Source organism: Thetidibacter halocola (assembly GCF_018224955.1).
Lineage (GTDB): Bacteria > Pseudomonadota > Alphaproteobacteria > Rhodobacterales > Rhodobacteraceae > Thetidibacter > Thetidibacter halocola.
Window position 1 is genome coordinate 134,995 of sequence record NZ_JAGTUU010000002.1, and the last position, 23,074, is coordinate 158,068.

Here is a 23,074-nt window from a genome sequence, read left to right on the forward strand (position 1 = left end):
CATGTCGGACAAGAAGGAACGTCGCGGTCTAGGAAGGGGGCTCTCGGCCCTCATGGCGGATGTGGATCCGAACCCGGCTGGAGCGGCCGAAGGAACGCGTCGGTCTGATAGGACCATCCCGATCGAGCGGATTCATCCTAATCCGGATCAGCCACGGCGCAGCTTTTCCGAGGATCAGTTGGCAGAGCTTGCCAACTCGATCCGCACCAAGGGCGTGATACAGCCGCTCATTGTCCGTCCGCACCCGACTAGGCCCGACTCGTTCGAAATCGTCGCCGGCGAACGCCGATGGCGCGCGGCGCAGATCGCGCAACTTCACCAGTTACCGGTCCTCGTGCGGGATTTCGACGATACCGAGGTTCTCGAAGTCGCGATCATCGAGAACATCCAGCGCGCAGACCTGAATCCCATCGAAGAGGCGATGGGTTATCGCCAATTGATGACCAGGTTCGGTCATACGCAGGAAAAACTGGCCGAAGCGTTGGGCAAGAGCCGCAGCCACATCGCCAACCTGATGCGTCTACTGTCTCTGCCGGAGACCGTGCAGGACATGGTCACTACCGGAAAGCTTAGCGCGGGTCATGCGCGCACGCTGATTACCGCGCCGAACCCGGAAACCCTTGCCGAACGGATCGTTACCAAGGGGCTTTCGGTCCGTGCGGCAGAAAAGCTTGCCCGCGACAGTGGTAACAAGCCTGCGGGCACCGGTCGCCGTGTCGGCATGCAGATCGAGAAGGATGCCGACACCCGCGCGCTCGAGGCTGATCTGTCCGCAGCGCTCGGCATGAATGTGCGCATCGACCATCCGCCGGGGCAGGACAAGGGCAGCGTCACCATTTCATACGATACGCTGGAACACTTGGATGCGCTCTGCAGCCTGCTCAGCACTTACCGCTGAGCGAGTTCCCGCAAGGAAGGCGATCAATCCACCAGCAATTCGCCGATGACCCTGTTCAACAGCAATCGGCCGGCGACCGTCGCGCCGGCGCGTCCATCGCGACACCACATCAGTCCGTCCTCGACCAGCGAGGCCGCCCGCATATTCAGGATCGGTTGAGCCTCGAAAAACTCCATATCTACGCCTTCGGTCAGCCGTAGACCCATCATGATGCGTTCATTGACAATATCTTGCGGTGATAACGCTGTACGATCTTCTGCCTGTCCGGTGTTTTCGACTCGCGACAGCCACGCGCCCGGCGCGGCTGGGCATTCGCTGGCCCAGCGCGTGCCGTCCAGGGTCAGCCGCCCATGCGCCCCGGGACCGACCCCGACCCAATCGCCATAACGCCAGTAGATCAGGTTGTGTCGCGATTCCGCGCCGGGCCTGGCGTGGTTCGAGACTTCGTAGGCCTGCATGTCGGCCTCGGCACAGATCTCGTTTGTCAGGTCATACATGTCTGCTGCCAGATCCTCGTCCGGGAGGCCGCGCAGGCCACCGGCACGTTGCCTGTCCCAGAATGCCGTGCCCTGTTCGATCGTCAGTTGATACAGCGACAGGTGATCTACCGCCATGTCCAGGGCTTCGCGCAGTTCGGCCTCCCACGCTGTCAGGCTCTGGTCCTGACGTGCATAGATCAGGTCGAAACTCACCCGGTCAAAGACCGACCGTGCAACGCCAAAGGCGCGCTTTGCTTCGTCGACGCCATGCAGGCGACCTAGTCGCCGCAGCTCATCATCTCGGAGCGCCTGAACGCCCAGCGACACGCGGTTCACCCCAGCTCGGGCATAGCCGTCAAACCGCGCAGCCTCGACAGAGCGCGGGTTTGCCTCCAGCGTGACCTCGATGTCGTTGGCCCAGACCCAATTCTCGCGCGAGGCCTCAAGCACCGCCGCCACGGACTCCGGGTCCATCAACGAGGGCGTGCCGCCGCCGAAAAACACTGAATTCAGGACGCGACCGGGCGTTTCACGCGCAACGCGCCGAACCTCGGAGGCGAGGGCGCGCGCCCAACGAGCCTGATCGATACTGCGCGCCACGTGGCTGTTGAAGTCGCAATAGGGGCACTTGGCCTCGCAAAAGGGCCAATGGACATACAGGGCAAAACCCGCCTGGCGCCAATCCTCAGCCAAAACAGCCAGCGATGAACTTGCGGAACGCGTCCGCGCGGTGGCTGATCCGGTTCTTTTCCCAGCGGTCCATCTCGCCAAAGGTCAGGTCCTGCCCGGCGGGAACAAAGATCGGATCGTATCCGTGCCCTTGGTCGCCACGCATCGGCCAGACGACACGCCCCTCCATCACGCCGGGAAAGACATCGTCATGCCCGTCCGGCCAGGCCAGCACCAGCGTGCAGCAGAACCGGGCGGTCCAGGGTTCCGGCGCCCGACGGTCGACCAGCATGTCATGCGCCTTGGTCATCGCCATGACGAAGTCCCGACCAGAGCCTGTTTCGGCCCAATCCGCCGTGTAGACACCGGGTGCGCCATCCAGCGCGTCGATCTCGATGCCGGAATCGTCCGACAGGGCCGGCAGGCCGGTGACCTGCGCCGCCGCATGGGCCTTGATCCGGGCGTTTTCGGCAAAACTCGTGCCTGTTTCTTCGGGTTCGGGCAGGTCCATCTCCTTCGCGCCGACCACCGACACGCCGTAGGGTTCCAGCAGGGCGGCGATCTCTTCCAGCTTGCCCTGGTTATGCGTCGCCACCAGCAGCCGGTTCCCGGTAAAGCGTCGGGTCATGCCACCGCCTTGCGCTGGATCGCCACCAGGTCCGTGACGCCCTGTTCGGCCAAGCCCATCAGCGTGTCCATCTCGGTCCGGGAAAAGGTCGCGCCCTCGGCGCTCATCTGCACCTCGATCAGTCGCCCGTCGCCGCGCAGGATGAAATTGCCATCGACGCCAGCTTCGCTGTCCTCGGGGTAGTCTAGGTCCAGGACCGCCTGGCCGGCGTATATTCCGCAAGAAACCGCCGCAACCTCGGAGACCAGCGGATCGATTCGGATATCGCCGGCCTTCATAAGCTTGTTCACTGCCAGGCGCAGTGCGACCCAGCCCCCGGTGATCGAGGCGCAGCGCGTCCCGCCATCCGCCTGGATCACGTCGCAGTCGACGGTGATCTGCCGTTCGCCCAGTGCCAGCCGGTCAACCCCGGCGCGCAGCGCGCGGCCGATCAGGCGCTGGATTTCCACCGTGCGCCCGCCCTGCTTGCCGCTCGCGGCCTCGCGCCGCATCCGGGTCGAGGTCGAGCGTGGCAGCATGCCGTATTCCGCCGTCACCCAGCCCTGTCCGGTTCCCTTGATGAAGGGCGGTACACGTTCCTCGATCGAGGCGGTGCACAGCACATGCGTGTCGCCCACCTTGATCAAGCAGGACCCTTCGGCATGTTTCAGAACACCGGTTTCGATTGAAACCGCGCGCATTTCACCTAAGTTTCGTCCGGAAGGCCGCATGTCTTTCCTCCATCATGCCGATGTTCTGCGGGATAGACGGGCAGGGCCGTGGGGCGCAACCCCGATTGACGCCGGACACGCGGTGTCTTTAATTATCCGGTCTCGAGAGGCCATGGATGTCACAGGCAAGCCAGTTGCTGGATCAGATGAACGACCGCTCGCGCGAGGTGTTCCGCCGCGTTGTCGAAGGTTATCTGGAAAACGGCGAACCGGTTGGGTCTCGCACGCTGACTCGCACTATGACGGAAAAGGTCTCGGCTGCGACGATCCGCAACGTGATGCAGGATCTCGAATACCTGGGGCTTCTGGGCAGCCCGCATGTCAGCGCCGGCCGGGTGCCAACGCAGATGGGGCTGCGGATGTTCGTTGACGGCCTGCTCGAGGTGCGTGAACTCGGTGCCGACGACCGCGAGGCGCTGGATGCCACGGTCGGGTCCAACGAGGACGACGTGGGCGGCCTGCTGGACAAGGTCGGCAGCGCGCTGTCTGGCGTGACGCATGGCGCGTCCGTGGTTCTGGCCCCGAAATACGAGGCGCCGCTGAAGCATATCGAATTCGTCGCCCTGTCGCCGGACCGTGCGCTGGTCGTCATCGTCTTTGCGGACGGCCATGTGGAAAACCGCCTGTTCACGCCGCCGCCAGGTCAGACGCCCAGTTCAATGCGCGAGGCGGCGAATTTCCTGAATACCTTCGCCGAGGGGCGCACCCTGTCCGAGCTGCGCAAGGTCATGGGTGTCGAGATCGTCCGCCGCCGCCAGGAGATCGATGCGCTCGCGGCTCAGCTGGTCGAATCAGGCATTGCCGTCTGGAATGGGGAAAACGACACGCCAGCCCGGTTGATCGTGCGCGGCCGCTCGAACCTTTTGGGCGGCCCTACCGCGGATGAAGAGCTTGACCGAATCCGCAGCCTGTTCGACGACCTCGAACGCAAGCGGGACATCGCCGAATTCCTGCAATTGGCCGAACAGGGTGAGGGTGTGCGCATTTTCATCGGCTCTGAGAACAAACTTTTCTCACTTTCGGGTTCCTCTCTGGTGGTGTCTCCATATATGAACGCGGACCGTAAGATTGTCGGTGCGGTGGGCGTGATCGGCCCGACGCGCCTGAACTATGGCCGGATCGTCCCGATCGTGGATTACACGGCCCAACTTGTCGGGCGGTTGATCGCCGACCGGCAGCAGAGGTGACGCATGGCAGAGTCCAAGGAAGAAGAGTTTTTCGAAGAGGCAGAAGACATTTCGCCGGATGAACCGGCGAACGACGAACTGCATGGCATCGAGGATGAAATCGAGTTGCTGCGCGCCGAGCGCGACGATTTCAAGGATCGCTTCATGCGCGCGCTGGCAGACGCGGAAAACGCCCGCAAGCGCGCCGCGAAGGACCGGCAAGAGGCACAAGCCTATGGCGGTACGCGCATCGCGCGCGACCTGCTGCCGGTCTATGATAACCTGAACCGCGCGCTTCAGGCTGCCAGGGAGGACAGTTCCTCGGCCGTGTCGACCGCGCTGATCGAGGGCGTGGAGCTGACGCTCAAGGAATTGCTGAACGTGTTCGACCGCCATGGTGTGTCGCGAATCACGCCCACGGTCGGAGACCGCTTTGACCCCAAGGTGCACGAAGCCATGTTCGAGGCCCCGCTGCCCGGAACCAGGGCCGGCGACATCATCCAGGTCTCGACCGAGGGGTTCCTGCTGCACGACCGCCTCCTGCGCCCGGCGCAGGTCGGCGTGTCGTCCATGACCAGCTGACCCCGAGCGACAGGCGAAACGGATCGCAGGGCGGGGTCATACCCCGCCCTTTTCCTTGAGCAGGGCCTTGAGCTCGTACAGCGCCTGCAAGGCTTCGCGCGGCGTCATTTCGTCCGGCAAAAGCGCCTCCAGCCTTGTTTCCACCTCGGATGGTCCCTTTTTCGCGGCAACCGGGGCAGGCGTCAGCGCCGCGGCCGAGAACAACGGCAGGTCGTCGATCAACGCCTTGGGCGAGGTGCGCTCGCGCTCGCCCTTCTCTAGCGCGGTCAGCACTGCCCGCGCGCGCGTGATCACCGGCCTGGGCAGGCCCGCAAGCTGCGCCACCTGCACGCCATAGGACCGGTCCGCGGCGCCGTCCCGCACCTCATGCAGGAAGATGACGTCGCCACCATGCTCCTTGACCGCGACAGTCGCGTTCTTCACCCCGTCCAGCTTGCCCGCCAGTTGCGTCAGCTCGTGGTAATGCGTGGCGAACAGGCCGCGCACCCGGTTCACCGCCTGAAGATGCTCCAGCGTCGCCCAAGCGATGCTCAGCCCGTCATAGGTAGCCGTGCCACGGCCGATCTCATCGAGGATCACGAGGGCGCGGTCGTCGGCCTGGTTCAGGATCGCAGCGGTTTCGACCATCTCGACCATGAAGGTCGACCGTCCCCGCGCAAGGTCGTCCGAGGCGCCGACGCGGCTGAATATCTGGCTGACCAGCCCGACATGCGCACTTGCCGCCGGAACAAAGGAACCGATCTGCGCCAGCAGCGCAATCAGCGCATTCTGCCGCAGGTAGGTTGACTTGCCGGCCATGTTCGGCCCGGTCAGCAGCGTCACCGCCGATCCCTCGCCCTCGATCGTCAGGTCGCAATCATTGGCGATGAAAGGCTCTCCGGCGCGGCGCAGCGCCTCTTCCACCACCGGGTGCCGCCCTTGTTCCACGTGGAAAGCCCGGCTGTCGTCCACCCTTGGCGCCACCCAGTCGCGTTCCCGTGCCAAGTCGCCCAAGCCCAGCGCCAGGTCGATCTCGGCCAGCGCCAGCGCGGTTTCGGCCAGAGCGGGCGCGCGGTCCAGAATACCCGCTTTCAGGCTGTCATAGAGCCGCTTTTCAATCTCCAGCGCCTCTGACCCGGCATTCAGGATCCGGGTTTCCAGTTCCGACAGTTCGACGGTGGTGAACCGCACCTGATTTGCCGTCGTCTGCCGGTGGATGAAGCGGTCCGACAGGCCCAGCATCTTTTCCGCATGGGTCGAGGTCGTCTCAATGAAGTAACCGAGCACGTTGTTGTGCTTGATCTTCAGGCTGCCGATGCCGGTTTCCTGCGCATATTGCGCCTGCATCCGGGCCACCACACCGCGCCCTTCGTCGCGCAGCATCCGCGCGGCGTCCAGGTCGGCGTTATAGCCGGCGGCGATGAACCCGCCGTCCCGAACCAGCAGCGGCGGTTCCGCCACCAGCGCCGCGTCCAGCCGTTCCAGCAGCGCATCATGACCGGTCAACGCCCCCGCGGCCTCGGCGATCAGGCCGGGCAGGTCCTGCCCGGACAGCATCCGGGATATGGCCTCTGCCTGGGTCAGGGTATTGCGCACCGCCGCCAGGTCGCGCGGCCCTCCGCGATCCAGCCCCAGGCGCGACAGGGCACGGTCCATGTCCGGCACGCGGCGCAGCATATCGCGCAAGGAGTGGGCCTGATTCGTGTCGAATCCCCACTGCACTGCCGACAGCCGTCCCCGGATCCCGTCGAGGTCGCGCGAGGGCGACGAGATCCGCCTTTCCAGCAGGCGCGCACCCGCCGCCGTCGCCGTCCGGTCGATTACCGACAAGAGCGATCCGGCGCGCCCACCCTGCATGGAATGCGTCAGTTCCAGGTTCCGGCGCGTCGCCGCGTCGATCTGCATGAAGCGCGACACCGCCTCTTGCCTGGGCGGTTGCAGCAGCGGCAGCTTGCCCTTCTGCGTGATGTCCAAGTAGTCGACAAGCGCACCCATCGCGGACAATTCGACCCGCGCGAAGGACCCGAAGCCGGACAGGCTGGCCACGCCGAACAGATGGCAGAGCCGATTCTCGGCCCCGGTGCTGTCGAAACTGGCGGCGCCCAGCACGGTCGGGTAGATCCCCAGATCGCCGAGCACGCCGCGCAGGTCTTCGTCGACCGTATCCGTCACCAGGACCTCGGACGGTGCCAGCCGTGCGAGTTCCGCGCCGATCCGTGCCCGCGCCAATGGCAGGACGTGGAACGCGCCCGTGGAAATGTCGGACCAGGACAGCGCCCAGTCATCCCGCACCCGTGCCAGCGCGGCGAGGTAATTGTGCCGCCGGGCTTCCAGCAGCGATTCCTCTGTCAGGGTGCCCGGCGTCACCAGCCGCACCACGTCGCGCTTGACCACCGACTTGTAACCGCGCTTCTTCGCCTCTTCGGGGCTTTCCAGTTGCTCGCCCACCGCCACGCGGAATCCCTTGCGGATCAGCGTCAGCAGATAGCCCTCGGCGGCGTGCACCGGCACGCCGCACATCGGGATATCGTCGCCTTCGTGTTTGCCGCGTTTCGTCAGGGCGATATCCAGTGCCTCGGACGCCGCAACCGCGTCGTCAAAGAACATCTCGTAGAAATCGCCCATCCGGTAGAACAGCAACGCGTCCGGATACTGGGCTTTGATTTCCAGATATTGCGCCATCATCGGCGTGACGGTATTTTTATTGCTCTTTTCGGCAGACATGCTCTTTCCCCCGGCCGTCGCTCGTGACATTAAGACGGTCGGCAAACGGGGAAAACCCCGATCACGGCAGGGATGCACATGTCGAAACTGAAATTCACCCGCGAAGAGGCGCTGGCCTTTCACCTCGAACCCACGCCCGGCAAGTGGGAAGTGAACGCCACGGTTCCGATGAACACGCAGCGGGACCTGTCGCTGGCCTATTCCCCGGGCGTGGCTGTCCCCTGCGAAGAAATCGCCGCGCATCCCGAACTGGCCTATGACTACACCAACAAGGGCAACCTCGTGGCCGTGATTTCCAACGGCACGGCGGTGCTGGGCCTGGGCAACCTGGGCGCACTGGGATCGAAACCGGTGATGGAAGGCAAGTCGGTGTTGTTCAAGCGCTTCGCCGACGTGAACTCGATCGACATCGAACTGGATACCGAAGACCCGGAGGAGTTCATCAAGGCGGTGCGCCTGATGGGGCCAACATTTGGCGGCATCAACCTTGAGGACATCAAGGCGCCGGAATGCTTCATCATCGAGCAGACGCTGAAGGAACAGATGGACATCCCGGTGTTCCACGACGACCAGCACGGCACGGCGGTGATCTGCGCCGCGGGGCTGATCAACGCGCTGCACCTGTCCGGCAAGAAGATCGAGGACGTCAAGATTGTCCTGAACGGGGCGGGGGCGGCGGGCATCGCCTGTATCGAGCTGCTCAAGCGCATGGGCGCAAGACACGAAAACTGCATCGTCCTGGATACCAAGGGCGTGCTGTGGCAGGGTCGCACCGAGGGCATGAACCAGTGGAAATCGGCCCACGCCATCAAGACCGGCCTGCGTACCTTGGAAGAGGCGATGGTCGGCGCCGACGTGTTCCTAGGCGTCAGCGCGAAGGGCGCTGTTACGCAGGCGATGGTCGAATCAATGGCCGACAACCCGGTGATCTTCGCCATGGCGAACCCGGACCCGGAGATCACACCCGAAGAAGCGCATGAGGTCCGCCCCGATGCCATCGTCGCCACCGGGCGCAGCGACTATCCCAACCAGGTGAACAACGTCTTGGGCTTTCCTTATCTTTTCCGCGGTGCGCTGGACATTCACGCCCGTGCCATCAACGATGAGATGAAGATCGCCTGCGCCGAGGCGCTGGCCGAACTGGCGCGTGAGGATGTGCCAGACGAGGTCGCGCTGGCCTATGGCACATCGCTGACCTTCGGGCGGGATTACATCATTCCCACGCCCTTCGATCCCCGCCTGATCCACCGAATCCCTCCCGCTGTTGCCAAGGCCGGCATGGCGACGGGCGCCGCGCGGCGCCCCATCGTCGACATGCACACCTATGAGGAGACGCTGAAAAGCCGGATGGACCCGACCGCGTCGATCCTGCGCTCGATCAACGCGCGGGCGCGGGCGGCGCAGGCGCGGATGATCTTCGCCGAGGGTGACGACCCGCGCGTCCTGCGCGCCGCGGTGACCTATCAGCGGGCCGGTTTCGGCAAGGCGCTTGTCGTCGGGCGCGAGGATGACGTGCGCAAGAAGCTGGAGGAAGCGGGTCTTGGCGACGCGGTGCGCGAGCTTGAGGTGGTGAACGCCGCCAACACGCGGCATCTGAACACCTACAAGGGATTTCTCTACAAGCGGCTTCAGCGCAAGGGTTACGATCAGGCCGACGTGCATCGACTGGCAGCGCGCGACCGGCATGTGTTCGCCGCGCTGATGCTGGCGCATGGGCATGGCGATGGGTTGATTACCGGCGCCACGCGCAAGTCGGCGCATGTGCTGGAATTGATCAACCACGTCTTCGACGCCGATGCCGCGCATGGCGCCGCAGGGGTGACGGCGCTGTTGCATCGCGGGCGGATCGTGCTGATCTCGGATACGCTGGTGCAGGAATGGCCCGATGAGGAAGACCTCGCCAACATCGCCGAGCGCAGCGCGGATGTTGCCCGGCACCTGGGTCTTGAACCGCGCGTCGCCTTCGTCAGCTTTTCCACCTTCGGCTATCCGGTCTCGGAACGCGCCGCCAAGATGCATGGTGCGCCAAAGGTTCTGGACGAGCGCGGTGTCAGCTTCGAGTATGAAGGCGAGATGACGGTGGACGTCGCGCTGAACGTCAAGGCGCAAGAGGCCTATCCCTTCCAGCGCCTCAGCGGCCCCGCGAACATCCTGGTGGTGCCTGCCCGGCACTCGGCCTCTATCAGCGTCAAGCTGATGCAGGAAATGGCCGGGGCGACGGTGATCGGGCCGATCCTCGCCGGCGTCGACAAGTCGATCCAGATCTGTTCGACCAACATGACGGCGAACGACATCCTCAACATGGCGGTCCTGGCCGCCTGCAAGGTCGGCTGAGGCGGGGCGGGCCGAACCCCCGCCTTTTCCGGACCCGGATCGCGCATGAAGACCGACACCGACAGTTTCTATCGGATGGCCCAGGCCGCTATCGACGCCTTTCCCGAGCCGTTCCGCAAGGCGGCGGCCCAGGTCGTGCTGCAAGTCGTGGACTGGCCGCCGGACGACATCCTCGACGAGATGGGCATCGACGATCCGCTGGACCTGACGGGACTCTATGACGGAGTGCCGATGACCGAGAAATCCCTTGCCGATCCCTCGCCCTATCCCGACACGGTCTGGCTGTTCCGAGAGCCGATCCTCGACGAATGGCGCGAGCGCGGCGATGTGGCATTGCGGGATCTCGTGGCGCATGTGACGGTGCATGAATTCGCCCATCATTTCGGTTGGTCCGACGCGGATATCGCGACCATCGACCGCTGGTGGGAATGACGCGGGACGCCTTGTAACGCGCGGGCTTTGTCACCACACTCCGCCCATCATGATCCGTGTCCTGAGCCTGATCTGCCTGCTGTTCACCCCGGTCGCGCTGCGCGCCGAGGGGCCGACAGTGTTCGCCGCGTCCAGTCTCAAGACCGCGCTCGACCTGATTGCCGAAGACTATGGCGCGGCAACCGGGCAGACCGTGACCCTGTCTTATGCGGGCACCTCGGCGCTGGCCCGGCAGATCCAGTTCGGCGCGCCAGCCGACCTGTACATTTCGGCCAATGCCGAGTGGATGGATGTCTTGCAGGAACAGGCTCTGATCCTGCCGGAAAGCCGCGTCGACCTGCTTGGCAACCGGCTGGTGCTGATCGGCCCGGCGGGTGCGGCGCCGATCGACATGGCTGCGCCGCTGCCACAAGGACGGATCGCCATGGCCCTTGTCGAGGCGGTGCCCGCCGGGATCTATGGCAAGGCCGCGCTCGAGTCGTTGGGCCTGTGGGACGCGGCAGAGCCGAACGTGGTGCAGACCGACAACGTGCGCGCCGCGCTGGCGCTGGTCGCGCTGGGCGAGGCGCAGCTGGGAGTCGTCTATGCCAGCGATGCCGTGGCAGAGCCGCGCGTGACCGTTCTGGCGGAGTTTCCCGCGGACAGCCATCCGCCCATCGTCTACCCGGCGGCCATCGTCGCGCCCGGCAAGCCCGAGGCGCGGGCCTTTCTGGATCACCTGGCCGGCCCGCAGGCCCGTGCGGTTTTCGATGCGCAGGGTTTCCTGCCGCTGACGGACTAGCCGCATGGGCTGGCTCTCGGAACAGGAGTGGGCCGCCGTCGCTCTGTCGCTCAAGGTCGCATTCTGGGCCGTGGCCCTGTCACTACCCCTGGGCATCTGGGTCGCCCATCTTCTGGCGCGGCGTGATTTCCCGGGCAAGCAGATCGTCAACGGCCTCGTCCACCTGCCGCTGATCCTGCCGCCCGTCGTCACCGGCTACCTGCTGTTGCTGAGTTTCGGCACGAAAGGCCCCATCGGGGCCCTGCTGGAGCCGTTGGGCATCGTCTTTGCCTTTCGCTGGACGGGCGCGGCACTTGCGGCGGCGATCATGGCCTTTCCGCTGATGGTGCGCGCGATCCGCCTGTCGATCGAGGCAGTGGACCCGAAACTGGAACAGGCCGCCGCCACGCTGGGCGCCTCTCGCGGCTGGGTGTTTCTAACCGTCACGCTGCCGCTGACCTTGCCGGGCATCATCGCGGGCGCGATTCTGGCCTTCGCCAAGGCGATGGGGGAATTCGGCGCGACGATCACTTTCGTCTCGAACATCCCCGGCCAGACGCAGACCCTGCCCTCGGCGATCTACGCCTTTCTCCAGGTGCCGGGGGGCGAGGCCTCGGCCATGCGGCTCGTCATCGTGTCCATCGTCATCGCCTTCGCCGCGCTGATCGCGTCCGAGGCATTGGCGCGCCGGGCCTCGCGCAGGGTGGGCGGTGCATGACGCTGTCGGTTGACCTGACCCACCGTTTTGCCGGTTTTTCACTGAACGTGGCTTTCGACGCGCCGCCGGGCGTCACGGTTCTGTTCGGCCGATCCGGGTCGGGCAAGACCAGCGTGGTGAACGCTGTGGCGGGTCTTTTTGCGCCGGAACAGGGTCGCATCGTTCTGGATAAAACGCTGCTGTTCGACGCCACCTCGCGCGTATCCGTGCCGGTGCATCGGCGTCGGCTTGGCTACATCTTTCAGGAGGGGCGGCTGTTCCCGCACCTGACCGTGCGGCAGAACCTGGCCTACGGGCGATGGTTCGCGCCCAAGGAGGCGAACCATGCCGACTTGGGCCAGATAGTCGATCTTCTGGGGATTGGGCCGTTGCTGGATCGACGCCCCGGCGCCCTGTCGGGCGGCGAAAAACAGCGCGTCGCCATCGGGCGCGCCTTGTTGTCCGCGCCGCGCATGATCCTGGCGGACGAACCGCTGGCCGCGCTGGACGATGCCAGGAAGGCCGAGATCCTGCCCTATCTCGAGCGTCTGCGCGACGTGATGCAAGTGCCGATGCTCTACGTTACCCATTCCGCAGCCGAGGTCGCGCGGCTGGCGACCACGGTTGTCGTGCTGGAAGGTGGCCGCGTGATACGGCAGGGCGGCGCGGCCGAGGTGCTGGCCGATCCGCTGGTCACGCCGACTGGGATCCGCGCGGTGGGTGCGGTGCTCGAGGCGCGGGTGAAGGTGCATCATGCCGACGGACTGACCGAGCTCGAGGCGGGAAACCAATCCCTGTTCCTGCCCAGGGTGCCCCAGTCGCCCGGCAGCGCGCTGCGCATCCGCATTCCCGCGCAGGACGTGATCCTGGCACGTCACCGGCCCGATGGGCTGTCGGCGCTGAACATCCTGCGTGGCACCGTGCGCCATGTCCGTGCAGGCGAGGGGCCCGGCGCGCTGGTGACGCTGGACACGTCGGCGGGGCCGGTTCTGGCGCGGGTCACGCGGCGCTCGGCGCAGGCGCTCGGCCTTGTCGAGGGGGTCGAGGCCTGGGCGATCATCAAGACTGTCGCCCTTGCCCCCACCGACATCGGCGGGCCTTGAAGCGGCACCGCGCGGGCCTAGATCGCGCGGTCATGGAACGCGCATTGATCATCGGGAATACGGGCGGAATCGGATCTTCTGTGCAGGCGCGCTTGCATGCGCAGGGTATCGCAGTCACTGGTCTGTCGCGGTCGCGCGACGGGCTGGATGTCACGGACGAGGCCAGTATAGAAACTGTTTTCGGCAGACTGGATGGGTCTTTCGACCTGATCTTCGTGGCGACCGGCGCGCTGGAGATCGGCGGGGTCGAGCCGGAAAAGACCCTGCGCGCAGTCACGGCGCAAGCTCTGGCGGACCAGTTTGCGCTGAACGCGGCGGGGCCCATGCTGATTCTGAAACACGCTCTGCCACTGATCGCACGGGACAGGCTTGCCGTTTTCGCCGCGCTTTCGGCCCGTGTGGGCAGCATCGGCGACAACCGCCTGGGCGGCTGGCATTCCTACCGTGCCGCCAAGTCTGCGCTGAACCAGCTGATGCACGGCGCCGCGATCGAGCTGGCGCGGACGCACAAGCAGCTGTGCGTCGCCTGCCTGCACCCGGGCACGGTGCAGACGGCTTTTACCGAGAAATACCTGGGCCGTCATCCCTCGGTCACCGCCGATCATGCTGCCGAACGGCTGGTGGACGTGCTGTCGCGCCTGACGCCGCAGTACACGGGCGGCTTCTATGACTACGCGATGAAGGAGATCCCGTGGTGAGCCGGCTTGTCCTGGTCCTGGGCGACCAGTTGTCGGACTCGCTTTCTGCCCTGCGCGCGGCGGACAAGACGTGCGATATCGTGGTGATGGCCGAGGTGGCAGAGGAAACCTCATACGTCCGGCACCACCCCAAGAAGATCGCCCTGATCCTTGCCGCCATGCGCAAGTTCGCCGCCCGCCTGCGCGCCGACGGCTGGGACATCCGCTATGCAGAGTTGGATGACACCAACAATGCGGGCTCAATTCCAGCGGAATTGCTGCGCCGGGCCGAGGAAGCCGGCGCGACCGAGGTGATCGCGACTGAGCCCGGCGAATGGCGCCTGATCGAAGCCCTGCAGGCCACGCCCCTGAAACTGCGGTTGCTGGAGGATGACCGCTTTATCGCCTCGCACCGTGATTTCGAAGGTTGGGCCGAGGGCAAGAAGGCGCTGCGGATGGAATATTTCTATCGAGACATGCGCCGCAAGACGGGCATGTTGATGGACGGGGATCAGCCCGAGGGCGGCCAGTGGAATTATGACCACGACAACCGCAAACCCGCCCCGGACAGCGTAAGCTTTTCCGGCCCGATGCAGTTCACGCCCGATGAGACGGTCGAGCAGGTGCTGGACCTGGTCGAGACGCGGTTTGGCAATCACTACGGCAAACTGCGGCCGTTCTGGTTTGCCACCGACCAGGAGCAGGCACGCCGCGCGCTGACGCATTTCATCAAGGGCGCGCTGCCGAAATTCGGCGACTACCAGGACGCGATGCTGGATGGGAACCGCTTCCTGTATCACGCGGTTATCGCGGCCTATCTCAACATCGGCCTGCTGGACCCGGTCGAAGTCTGCCGTGCTGCCGAAGACGCCTATCGCGCGGGTGCCGCTCCGCTGAACGCTGTCGAGGGGTTCATCCGCCAGATCATTGGCTGGCGGGAATACGTGCGGGGCATCTATTTCCGCGAGGGGCCGGATTACACGCGCCGCAATGTGTTGGGTCACACCCGTGCGCTGCCCGAGTTCTACTGGACTGGCCAGACCGACATGCGCTGTGTCGCCAAGGCCGTCCAACAGACGATGGACGAGGCCTATGCCCACCACATCCAGCGGCTGATGGTGACGGGGAATTTCGGGCTTTTGGCTGGGATAGAGCCGCATGCGCTGCACGAGTGGTATCTGGCAGTCTACATGGACGCGTTCGAATGGGTCGAGGCGCCGAACACCGTGGGCATGAGCCAGTTCGCCGATGGCGGCATCATCGCGTCCAAGCCTTACGTGAGTTCGGGCAATTACATCGCCAAGATGTCGGATCATTGCGCGCATTGCCGCTACAGCGTGAAGGCCAAGACCGGCAAGGATGCCTGCCCGTTCAACCTGCTGTTCTGGCATTTCATGGACCGCCACCGCGACCGGTTCCAGAACAACCCGCGCATGGCGCAGATGTATCGCACCTTCGACCGGATGGACGGGGACAAGCGGGAAACCGTTTTACGCGAGGCAGAGGCGTTCCTGAACCGAATGGCACAGGGCGCGCGGGTCTGACCCGGTCGCGCCCCTCTTTGGCCGGAACAGAGTCTAGTTATTGGCAGGAGCTTCGGTCGGACCGCCTTCGGTCGTGCCCTCAGGGGTGGCCTGTGCCGGGGTGACGCGGGCGGTGGCGCTGTTCAGAGCACCGTTGATCCATTCGCCCGCGGCCTGTTCGCCGGTGGCATAGCGCATCGTGCCTTCGCCCTGGCGCTTGCCGCTGACGAACGTGCCCTCGTAGACATCGCCATTGGCGTAGGTGGCGACGCCCGTTCCGCTGATCTCGCCCTTGTCCCACTGGCCGACGTAAGAGAACCCGTTTGACATCGTGATCGTGCCCTCGCCGTGGCGCTGGCCGTCCCGGAACTGACCCTCGTAGACGGTGCCGTCGGCATAGGTCGCGCGGCCAGTGCCGTGGCGTTCGCCATCCTTCCAGTCACCCTCGTAGCGGTAGCCGTCGGGATAGGTCATCACGCCATAGCCGTCGTTTCGGGCGTTGCGGAAACCGCCGGTATAGACCAGCCCGTTGGGATAGGTGGCGGTGCCCTGGCCCTCGATCACGCCATCGACCCAGTCGCCCTCATAGGTGGCGCCGTCGGGATAGGTGATCTTGCCCTTGCCGTTGGCCAGGTCGCCGCGGAACTCTCCGGCATAGACCGAGCCGTCGGGATAGGTAACGCTACCTTGGCCTTCGATCTGGCCGGCGACCCATTGACCCTCGTAGCGGTAGCCGTCGGCTCCCATGAAGGTGCCCTGTCCGTGGCGCTGATCGTTGTCGAAGGCGCCGTCATAGATGTCGCCATTGGCATAGGTGACTTTCCCGCGCCCCTCGCGCCGGCCATCGACCAGCGCGCCTTCATAGACGTCGCCATTGGGCTGGGTCAGCTTGCCCTGCCCGTCGATCTGTCCGTCGCGCCAGGTGCCCTCGTAGATCAGCCCGTCGGGCATGGTCAGCTTGCCCAGCCCGTCGCGCTCGCCATCGGCGACGCGGCCGTCATAGACCGATCCGTCGGGATAGGTGATCTTTGACTCGCCCTCCTTGACCCCGTTCACCCAGGCGCCGTCGTAGACATAGCCATCCGGCGCGGTCATCAGGCCCCGCCCGTGATGCAGCGCGTTCTTGAACGAACCTTCATAGCGCACGCCATTGGCATAGATCGCAGTGCCCTGGCCGGTGATCTTGCCATCGACCCAGGTGCCCTCATAGGTACCGCCATCGGCAAAGGTGATCTTGCCGACGCCCTCTGGCTTGCCCTTGGCGAACTGGCCGACATAGACCGACCCGTTGGGAAACCGCGCGACGCCCTCGCCACGGATCTCTCCATCCACCCATTCGCCGGCGTATTCGTAGCCGTTGGGCAGGCGATAGGTGCCCGTGCCGTGCTGCAAGCCGTCCTTGAACGTGCCTTCATAGACGCCGCCATCGTCATATTGCTTGACCTGCACGTCGCCATCCTGCGCCGCTGCGGCGCTGGCCAGTGCGGCCGCGATGACGAGGGGTAGGATGCCTGTGATCTTCATGCCTGCGCGCCCCGGTTGAGGGTGTTCTGGTAGGATGCCGGGAAGGTAAAGGAGCGGGCAGGGCGGGGCAATCTCTTTTGCCCGGACGGGCGGGGATCGGCAAACCGCTTCCCCTCGCGGTGTCATCTGCTATGTGGGCGAACAGGATGAAAGGGCACGTCATGACCGACCGTTTCCGCCTGACGATGGCGCAGCTGAACCCGACCGTGGGCGATCTTGCCGGCAATGCCGCCAAGGCCCGCGAGGCGTGGTTGCAGGGCAAGGAGGCCGGGGCCGACCTGGTGGCCCTGCCCGAGATGTTCATCACCGGCTACCAGACTCAGGACCTGATCCTGAAGCCCGGCTTTGTCCGTGCCGCCGTCGACACGATCGAGGCGCTGGCGCGGGATTGCGCCGATGGTCCGGCGCTGTGCATTGGCGGTCCTTGCCCGGGCGAGGACATGCGCCTGCACAACAGCTATTACACGTTGCAGGGCGGGCAGGTCGCCGCCGTGGTGCACAAGTTCTTCCTGCCCAACTTCAACGTCTTCGACGAGGTGCGGCTGTTCTCGCGCTCGCGGATGCAGGGGCCGGTCGCGGTGAGCGGCGTGCGCATCGGCATGCCGGTCTGCGAGGATGCCTGGTATCCCGACGTCGTCGAGGCGCTGGAGGAATCCGGGGCCGAGATCCTGCTGGTGCCTAACGGCTCGCCCTATTTCCGCAAGAAGATGGAGACGAGGCAGAACCATATGGTCGCCCGCGTCGTCGAAAGCGGGTTGCCACTGGTCTACCTGAACATGGTGGGAGGGCAGGACGACCAGGTATTCGATGGCGCGTCCTTTGTTCTGAATCCGCATGGCAAGCCGGCGGCGCAGTTGCCCTTCATCGACGACTGCGTGACGCATGTGGATTTCGTGCGTGGCCCTGACGGCTGGAAGGCCGAGGACGGACTGTTCACGCATTATCCCGACGAATGGGAGGCCGATTACCGCGTGATGGTCACCAGCTTGCGCGACTATTGCGCCAAGACCGGCTTCGGCAAGGTTCTGTTGGGCATGTCGGGTGGCGTGGACTCGGCGCTGGTGGCGACGATCGCGGTCGATGCGCTGGGCGCGGAAAACGTGCGCTGCGTGATGCTGCCCTCGGAATACACCTCGCAGCACTCGCTTGAGGATGCCAAGGCCTGCGCAACGGCGCTGGGGTGCCGCTATGACTTCGTCCCGATCAGCGAGGGGCGCGCCGCGATTTCGGCCACGCTGGAGCCGCTTTTCAAGGGCACCCAACCCGACCTGACAGAGGAAAACATCCAGTCGCGTCTGCGCGGTCTGCTGCTGATGGCACTGTCGAACAAGTTCGGGGAAATGCTGCTGACCACCGGCAACAAGTCCGAGGTGGCGGTGGGCTATGCCACGATCTACGGCGACATGGCGGGCGGCTACAACCCGATCAAGGATCTGTACAAGACCCGCGTGTTCGAGACCTGCCGCTGGCGCAATGCCAATCACCGCGACTGGATGATGGGCCCGGGCGGAGAGGTCATTCCCGACCGCATCATCACCAAGCCCCCCAGCGCCGAGTTGCGCGCCGACCAGAAGGACAGCGATTCGCTGCCCGATTACCCGGTGCTGGATGCCATCCTCGATATCCTGGTGGAGCAGGAGGGCAGCATCGCCGAGTGCGTCGCAGCAGGCTACGAGCGTGCCGATGCCCAGCGGGTCGAACGCCTGCTGTATCTCAGCGAGTACAAGCGGTTCCAGTCCGCCCCCGGCGCTCGCCTGACGCGGCGCGCCTTCTGGCTGGACCGGCGCTATCCCATCGTGAACCGTTGGCGGGATCCGACATGACGATCTTCAACCTCGGCTCGATCAACGCCGACCTGTTCTATCGCGTGCCGCATCTGCCCGGACCGGGCGAGACGCTTGCCGCCACCGCGTTCTCTCGCGGGCTGGGTGGCAAGGGCGCGAACATGTCGGTCGCCGCTGCGCGGGCGGCGGCGCGCTGCGTGCATGTGGGAGCAGTGGGGGCCGACGGGCGCTGGGCGGTCGAGCGGCTGACGGAATATGGCGTCGATACGCGCCATATCGTGACGCTGGACGAGGCGACGGGCCATGCGATCATCGCCGTCGACGAGGGCGGCGAAAACGCGATCATCCTGCATCCGGGGGCCAATCGGGCCTTGTCAGAGACACATCTCGCCGCTGCGCTGGCCGAGGCGCGGGATGGCGACACGTTCCTGTTCCAGAACGAAACCAACATGCAGCGCGAGGGGGCGGAACGGGCCTCGGCGCGCGGGATGCGGGTGGCTTATGCCGCCGCGCCCTTCGACGCTGCGGCGGTGCAGTCGGTGCTGCCACTGCTGGACCTGCTGGTGCTGAACGCGGTCGAGGCGGCGCAGTTGCAGGCGGCAACGGGCCTCGCGCCCGAGGCGTTGCCGGTGCGCGACGTGGTGGTGACGCTGGGGGCCGAAGGCTGCCGCTGGCACAACACCGACTCGGGCGAAAGTCGCGATTTCCCGGCGCCGAAGGTCGAGCCCGTCGATACGACCGGGGCAGGCGACACGTTCACTGGCTACCTGCTGGCCGGTTTGGATCGTGGCATGCCGATGCCGCAGGCGATCAGCCAGGCGATCCGCGCGGCGGCGATCATGGTCACGCGGCAGGGCACTGCAGACGTGATCCCTGACCTGAAGGACGTGCAGGACCTCAGCCTGTAACTGGGAACGCCAATCGCCCCTAGTTCACGAAAGGCGCCGCATTGCCCCAGAGCTGTCTGACCCGCTGATCCCGGCCGCAGGCTTGGCGGTACCGCTTGTACGCGTCCTTGCGCGAGACATAGCCAAACCGCGTCAGCGTGCTTTCGCTGCTCTTGTAATAGCCCTGGTGATAATCCTCGGCCTTGTAGAAGGGCGCGGCGGGCAGGATCGGTGTGACGATCTTGCGGCCCAAGGCGGCCTCTGCCGCTGCCTTGGCCGCCTCTGCGGCCTGCTTTTGTGCTGAATCAGAGACGAATATCGCCGTGCGATAGCTGTCGCCCCGGTCGCAGAACTGGCCGCCCGCATCGGTCGGATCGACCGACCGGAAGAACAGGTCATACAGCTGGCGCATATCCACCCGGGCGGGATCGAAGACGATGCGCACCGCCTCGTAGTGCCCTGTGCCGCCGCGAACCACCTGCTTGTAGGTCGGATTGGCGACCGTGCCCCCGGTATAGCCCGACACCGCGTCGCGCACGCCGCGCACCTTCTCGAAATCGGCCTCGACGCACCAGAAACATCCACCCGCGACGATGATCTCGGCGGCTTCCGCACGCGGGGCGAACGCAATCGTAGTGGCCAAGGCGAACAGGGTCAGACGAAGAAAGGCAAGCATCGCGGACTCCTCTTTGGGGCGAGCCTGCGGGGTGGCGACCTTTTGGACAAGTCCTGTCATCCGTTTTCACGCCGCGTTGAACGTGCGTGATGGCTGGACAGGGCGCATCACGCGGGTGCAGGCTCTGGCCATGTCGCATCCCCGCGCCCCCTTCCTGGCCGCCTTTCTGCTGATCGTCCTGTCAGGGCTGGTCCTGTATCTCATGGGGCGGCAGATCCTGTGTCCCTGCGGTTATGTCCTGCCCTGGTACGGGGCGCTGGGCACGGCCGAGGGCAACATGCACCTGACCGACTGGTATACGCCCAGCCACGTGATCCACGGCTTTGCGTTCTTCGGGGTTGGCTGGCTGGTGTTGCGGCGGCTGAGCCTCGGCTGGCGTTTCGCGCTGGCGACCTTGGCCGAGGTCAGCTGGGAGATCCTCGAGAACACGCCCGCCGTGATCCAGCACTACCGCGACACGACGGTGTCGGTCGACTACATGGGCGACAGCGTGGTGAACTCGACAGCGGATGTCATAGCGATGTGGCTGGGCTTTTTGCTGGCCCGGCGTCTGCCGATCTGGGCCAGCGTCGCGATCTGCCTGGGTTTCGAGGTCTGGACGACGCTCGCGATCCGCGACGGTCTGGCGCTCAACATCCTGATGCTGCTGGCGCCCAGCGAAACCGTCCTGAACTGGCAGTCCGGAGGCTGAGACATGGCGCAGGTCACGACCCATCAAGCGCAAGAGGACGCGTGCAACGAAACCGTGCTGATCTGGGTGAACGGCGCGCTGAAGCCACGGGCCGAGGCGACGGTCAGCGTGTTCGACTCCGGCTTCATGCTGGGCGACGGCGTGTGGGAGGGACTGCGCCTGTATGACGGGCGCTGGGCCTTCCTGGACGAGCATGTCGACCGCCTGTTCGAGGCCGCCAAGGCGATCGACCTGGATATCGGGATGGATCGTGCCGGCGTGATTTCCGCCTTGTTAGAGACGCAACAGGCGAATGGCATGACGACCGACGCCCATGCCCGCCTGATGGTGACGCGCGGGGTGAAAAGCCGTCCGTTCCAGCATCCGTCGCTGTCGCGGCAGGGGCCGACGATGGTCATCATCATGGAGCATTCGCGCCCCTCGATCCCGCGTCCGATCCGCCTGGCCACCGTGCCGCATATCCGTGGCTTGCCGATGAGCCAGGACCCCAAGCTGAACAGTCATTCCAAGCTGAACTGCATCCTCGCGTGCATCGCCGCCGAGAAGGCCGGGGCGGACGAGGCCTTGATGCTGGACGTGCATGGGTTCGTGAACACGACGAACGCCTGCAACTTCTTCATCGTGCGGAAAGGGGCGGTTTGGACCTCGACCGGCGACTATTGCATGAACGGGATCACGCGCCAGAAGGTCATCGACCTGTGCCACGCCAACGGCATTCCGTGTTTCGAGCGGAATTTCTCTCTCGTCGATACCTACTCGGCGGATGAGGCGTTTCTCACCGGCACGTTCGGCGCGCAGACTCCGGTCGGCATGATCGACGGGCGTGTGATCGGCGACGGACAGATGGGGCCAGTGACGGCGCGCCTCCGCGATCTCTACAAGGCGCTGGTGGCGGCATGAGGCTGGCGATGTGGTCCGGGCCGCGCAACCTGTCGACGGCGATGATGTATGCCTTCGCCCAGCGCCCCGATTTCGAGGTCTGGGACGAGCCGTTTTACGGCCCTTACCTGCGGCTGACGGGGCTGGATCATCCGATGCGGGAGGCGGTGCTGGCCAGCCGCCCGGAAGGCCCGGTTGAGGTGGAACAGAGACTGTTGGCACCGCTTTCCCAGCTTCATGTCTATCACAAGCACATGTGCCAGCACATGATTCCCGGCATCCCGCGCGGCTTCATGGCCGAATGCGTCAACGTCTTCCTGATCCGCCATCCGGCGCGCGTGGTGGCAAGCTTCACGCAGGGTTTCCCGCAGGCGGGGGCAGACGATATCGGTTTTGCCGCGCAGGCGGAGTTGTTCGACCATGTCCGCGCGCTGGGGCAGGAGCCGGTCGTGGTGGACAGCGCCGACATTCGCGACGATCCCGAGGGAATGCTGCGCGCGCTTTGCGATGCGATCGGGCTGGACTGGAATCCTGTGGTTCTGTCCTGGCCCGCCGGGCCGAAACCCTATGACGGCGCCTGGGCGCCGGCCTGGTATCGCAGCCTGCATGGCTCGACCGGGTTCGCCGGGCCGGAGGGGCCGCTGCCGGTGCTCGAGGGCCGGGCCCGCGCCTTGACGGACGAGGCGATGCCGCATTTCGAGCGTATGGCGGCGCGGGCGCTGAAAATCTGACTCTGTCCTGAAACTCTTTCCCGGCGGCGTCCGTGTCTATGGGCGAGCACGGCGCTGGCCGTGCGCATGCACAGACAGGAGAGAGACATGAAATCCATTCTGACCACCACCGCCGCCTTTGCGATCCTCGCCACGATGGGCCACGCCGCAGGCCATGCCATGGCACCCGGAGTCGAGGCTGCCGACCAGGACGTTTCGACCGGTATCGTCACGGCCTCCAAGGTCGTCGCGCCCGCGAATGGCTGGCTGGTCGTGCACCGTACCGGCGATGACATGAAGCCGGGTCCGGTTGTCGGCTACGCCCCGCTGCGCGAAGGCGAGACGATGGACGTGGCCGCGATCCTGACCGAGGCGGTCGCGCCGGGCGAAAAGCTGATGCTGATGGTCCATGGCGAGGACGGCGGCATGACGGCGGGCGGCTTCGAATACACGCTGGGCGCCAAGGAAGACGGCCCGATCCGCATCGACGGCAACCTGGTGATGACGGTCGTCACCGCGAAATAATCCGGTTTTTCCGAGTGGCCTGATGTAACGAGTGGGG

The 23,074-nt window shown here is 65.2% G+C and carries 22 protein-coding genes; 16 read left to right on the top strand and 6 right to left on the bottom strand.

Going from position 1 to position 23,074, the window contains the following annotated elements:
* Position 1 precedes the first annotated feature (1 nt).
* The gene (locus KB874_RS04910; protein WP_212535443.1) at positions 2-898 is read left to right on the top strand and encodes a ParB/RepB/Spo0J family partition protein; all 897 of its coding nucleotides are present in this window, start codon (positions 2-4) and stop codon (positions 896-898) included.
* A gap of 23 nt (positions 899-921) precedes the next feature.
* On the opposite strand, the gene hemW is transcribed toward KB874_RS04910, so the two are convergent.
* From hemW to rph, 3 genes are read right to left on the bottom strand one after another with little or no spacing between them, the layout of a single operon-like run.
* Complete coding sequence (gene hemW, locus KB874_RS04915) at positions 922-2,070, bottom strand: radical SAM family heme chaperone HemW (protein WP_212535444.1); 1,149 nt, start codon at positions 2,068-2,070, stop codon at positions 922-924.
* Complete coding sequence (rdgB, locus tag KB874_RS04920; RefSeq protein WP_212535445.1) at positions 2,063-2,674, bottom strand: RdgB/HAM1 family non-canonical purine NTP pyrophosphatase; 612 nt, start codon at positions 2,672-2,674, stop codon at positions 2,063-2,065. The genes hemW and rdgB overlap by 8 nt, the downstream gene beginning before the upstream one ends.
* On the bottom strand, positions 2,671-3,384 hold the full coding sequence (gene rph / locus KB874_RS04925) for a ribonuclease PH (RefSeq protein ID WP_212535446.1): 714 nt from the start codon (positions 3,382-3,384) through the stop codon (positions 2,671-2,673). The genes rdgB and rph overlap by 4 nt, the downstream gene beginning before the upstream one ends.
* 116 nt (positions 3,385-3,500) lie before the next feature.
* Here rph and hrcA point away from each other — a divergent pair, with 116 nt between their 5' ends.
* Both hrcA and KB874_RS04935 read left to right on the top strand, forming a co-directional pair.
* On the top strand, positions 3,501-4,571 hold the full coding sequence (gene hrcA, locus KB874_RS04930) for a heat-inducible transcriptional repressor HrcA (RefSeq protein WP_212535447.1): 1,071 nt from the start codon (positions 3,501-3,503) through the stop codon (positions 4,569-4,571).
* A 3-nt stretch (positions 4,572-4,574) separates the two neighbouring features.
* Positions 4,575-5,132: a nucleotide exchange factor GrpE gene (locus KB874_RS04935; RefSeq protein ID WP_212535448.1), complete on the top strand. Its 558-nt coding sequence runs from the start codon at positions 4,575-4,577 to the stop codon at positions 5,130-5,132.
* A gap of 36 nt (positions 5,133-5,168) precedes the next feature.
* Here KB874_RS04935 and mutS read toward each other — a convergent pair whose 3' ends face one another.
* A complete protein-coding gene (gene mutS / locus KB874_RS04940) occupies positions 5,169-7,835 on the bottom strand; it encodes a DNA mismatch repair protein MutS (RefSeq protein WP_428849229.1) in 2,667 nt (888 codons plus the stop codon).
* A gap of 78 nt (positions 7,836-7,913) precedes the next feature.
* Here mutS and KB874_RS04945 point away from each other — a divergent pair, with 78 nt between their 5' ends.
* The 7 genes from KB874_RS04945 to KB874_RS04975 are packed head-to-tail and all read left to right on the top strand — an operon-like array spanning position 7,914 to position 15,382.
* Positions 7,914-10,169: an NADP-dependent malic enzyme gene (locus KB874_RS04945; RefSeq protein ID WP_212535449.1), complete on the top strand. Its 2,256-nt coding sequence runs from the start codon at positions 7,914-7,916 to the stop codon at positions 10,167-10,169.
* A 45-nt stretch (positions 10,170-10,214) separates the two neighbouring features.
* Positions 10,215-10,601 carry a metallopeptidase family protein gene (locus tag KB874_RS04950; RefSeq protein ID WP_212535450.1) on the top strand — a complete coding sequence of 129 codons (387 nt, stop codon included), beginning with the start codon at positions 10,215-10,217 and terminating at the stop codon, positions 10,599-10,601.
* Between the two features lie 49 nt (positions 10,602-10,650).
* Positions 10,651-11,382 carry a molybdate ABC transporter substrate-binding protein gene (gene modA / locus KB874_RS04955; protein ID WP_212535451.1) on the top strand — a complete coding sequence of 244 codons (732 nt, stop codon included), beginning with the start codon at positions 10,651-10,653 and terminating at the stop codon, positions 11,380-11,382.
* Positions 11,383-11,386: 4 nt separating this feature from the next.
* On the top strand, positions 11,387-12,079 hold the full coding sequence (gene modB, locus KB874_RS04960) for a molybdate ABC transporter permease subunit (RefSeq protein ID WP_212535452.1): 693 nt from the start codon (positions 11,387-11,389) through the stop codon (positions 12,077-12,079).
* Positions 12,076-13,161: a molybdenum ABC transporter ATP-binding protein gene (gene modC, locus KB874_RS04965; protein ID WP_212535453.1), complete on the top strand. Its 1,086-nt coding sequence runs from the start codon at positions 12,076-12,078 to the stop codon at positions 13,159-13,161. Before modB ends, modC begins: the two co-directional genes overlap by 4 nt.
* Positions 13,162-13,193: 32 nt before the next feature.
* Positions 13,194-13,859, top strand: a complete 666-nt coding sequence (locus KB874_RS04970) for an SDR family NAD(P)-dependent oxidoreductase (RefSeq protein ID WP_212535454.1) — start codon at positions 13,194-13,196, stop codon at positions 13,857-13,859.
* Positions 13,856-15,382 (top strand): cryptochrome/photolyase family protein, encoded by a 1,527-nt coding sequence (locus tag KB874_RS04975; protein ID WP_212535455.1) that lies wholly within the window; start codon positions 13,856-13,858, stop codon positions 15,380-15,382. The genes KB874_RS04970 and KB874_RS04975 overlap by 4 nt, the downstream gene beginning before the upstream one ends.
* Positions 15,383-15,415: 33 nt before the next feature.
* Here KB874_RS04975 and KB874_RS04980 read toward each other — a convergent pair whose 3' ends face one another.
* Positions 15,416-16,885: an MORN repeat-containing protein gene (locus KB874_RS04980; protein ID WP_212535456.1), complete on the bottom strand. Its 1,470-nt coding sequence runs from the start codon at positions 16,883-16,885 to the stop codon at positions 15,416-15,418.
* Positions 16,886-17,046: 161 nt separating this feature from the next.
* Here KB874_RS04980 and KB874_RS04985 point away from each other — a divergent pair, with 161 nt between their 5' ends.
* Both KB874_RS04985 and KB874_RS04990 read left to right on the top strand, forming a co-directional pair.
* Complete coding sequence (locus KB874_RS04985) at positions 17,047-18,708, top strand: NAD+ synthase (protein WP_212535457.1); 1,662 nt, start codon at positions 17,047-17,049, stop codon at positions 18,706-18,708.
* Positions 18,705-19,577, top strand: a complete 873-nt coding sequence (locus KB874_RS04990) for a ribokinase (RefSeq protein WP_212535458.1) — start codon at positions 18,705-18,707, stop codon at positions 19,575-19,577. The genes KB874_RS04985 and KB874_RS04990 overlap by 4 nt, the downstream gene beginning before the upstream one ends.
* Positions 19,578-19,596: 19 nt before the next feature.
* On the opposite strand, the gene msrA is transcribed toward KB874_RS04990, so the two are convergent.
* Positions 19,597-20,232, bottom strand: coding sequence for a peptide-methionine (S)-S-oxide reductase MsrA (msrA, locus tag KB874_RS04995; protein WP_212535459.1), 636 nt, complete (start codon positions 20,230-20,232; stop codon positions 19,597-19,599).
* 31 nt (positions 20,233-20,263) lie between these two features.
* Between msrA and KB874_RS05000 the strand changes: the two genes are divergently transcribed.
* The 4 genes from KB874_RS05000 to KB874_RS05015 all read left to right on the top strand — a co-directional run bounded on the left by KB874_RS05000 (position 20,264) and on the right by KB874_RS05015 (position 23,037).
* On the top strand, positions 20,264-20,923 hold the full coding sequence (locus KB874_RS05000; protein ID WP_346346507.1) for a DUF2585 family protein: 660 nt from the start codon (positions 20,264-20,266) through the stop codon (positions 20,921-20,923).
* Positions 20,924-20,926: 3 nt separating this feature from the next.
* The gene (locus KB874_RS05005; RefSeq protein WP_212535460.1) at positions 20,927-21,823 is read left to right on the top strand and encodes a D-amino acid aminotransferase; all 897 of its coding nucleotides are present in this window, start codon (positions 20,927-20,929) and stop codon (positions 21,821-21,823) included.
* The gene (locus tag KB874_RS05010) at positions 21,820-22,533 is read left to right on the top strand and encodes a sulfotransferase-like domain-containing protein (RefSeq protein WP_212535461.1); all 714 of its coding nucleotides are present in this window, start codon (positions 21,820-21,822) and stop codon (positions 22,531-22,533) included. The genes KB874_RS05005 and KB874_RS05010 overlap by 4 nt, the downstream gene beginning before the upstream one ends.
* Before the next feature lie 87 nt (positions 22,534-22,620).
* Positions 22,621-23,037 carry a DUF7282 domain-containing protein gene (locus KB874_RS05015; RefSeq protein ID WP_212535462.1) on the top strand — a complete coding sequence of 139 codons (417 nt, stop codon included), beginning with the start codon at positions 22,621-22,623 and terminating at the stop codon, positions 23,035-23,037.
* Positions 23,038-23,074 lie beyond the last annotated feature (37 nt).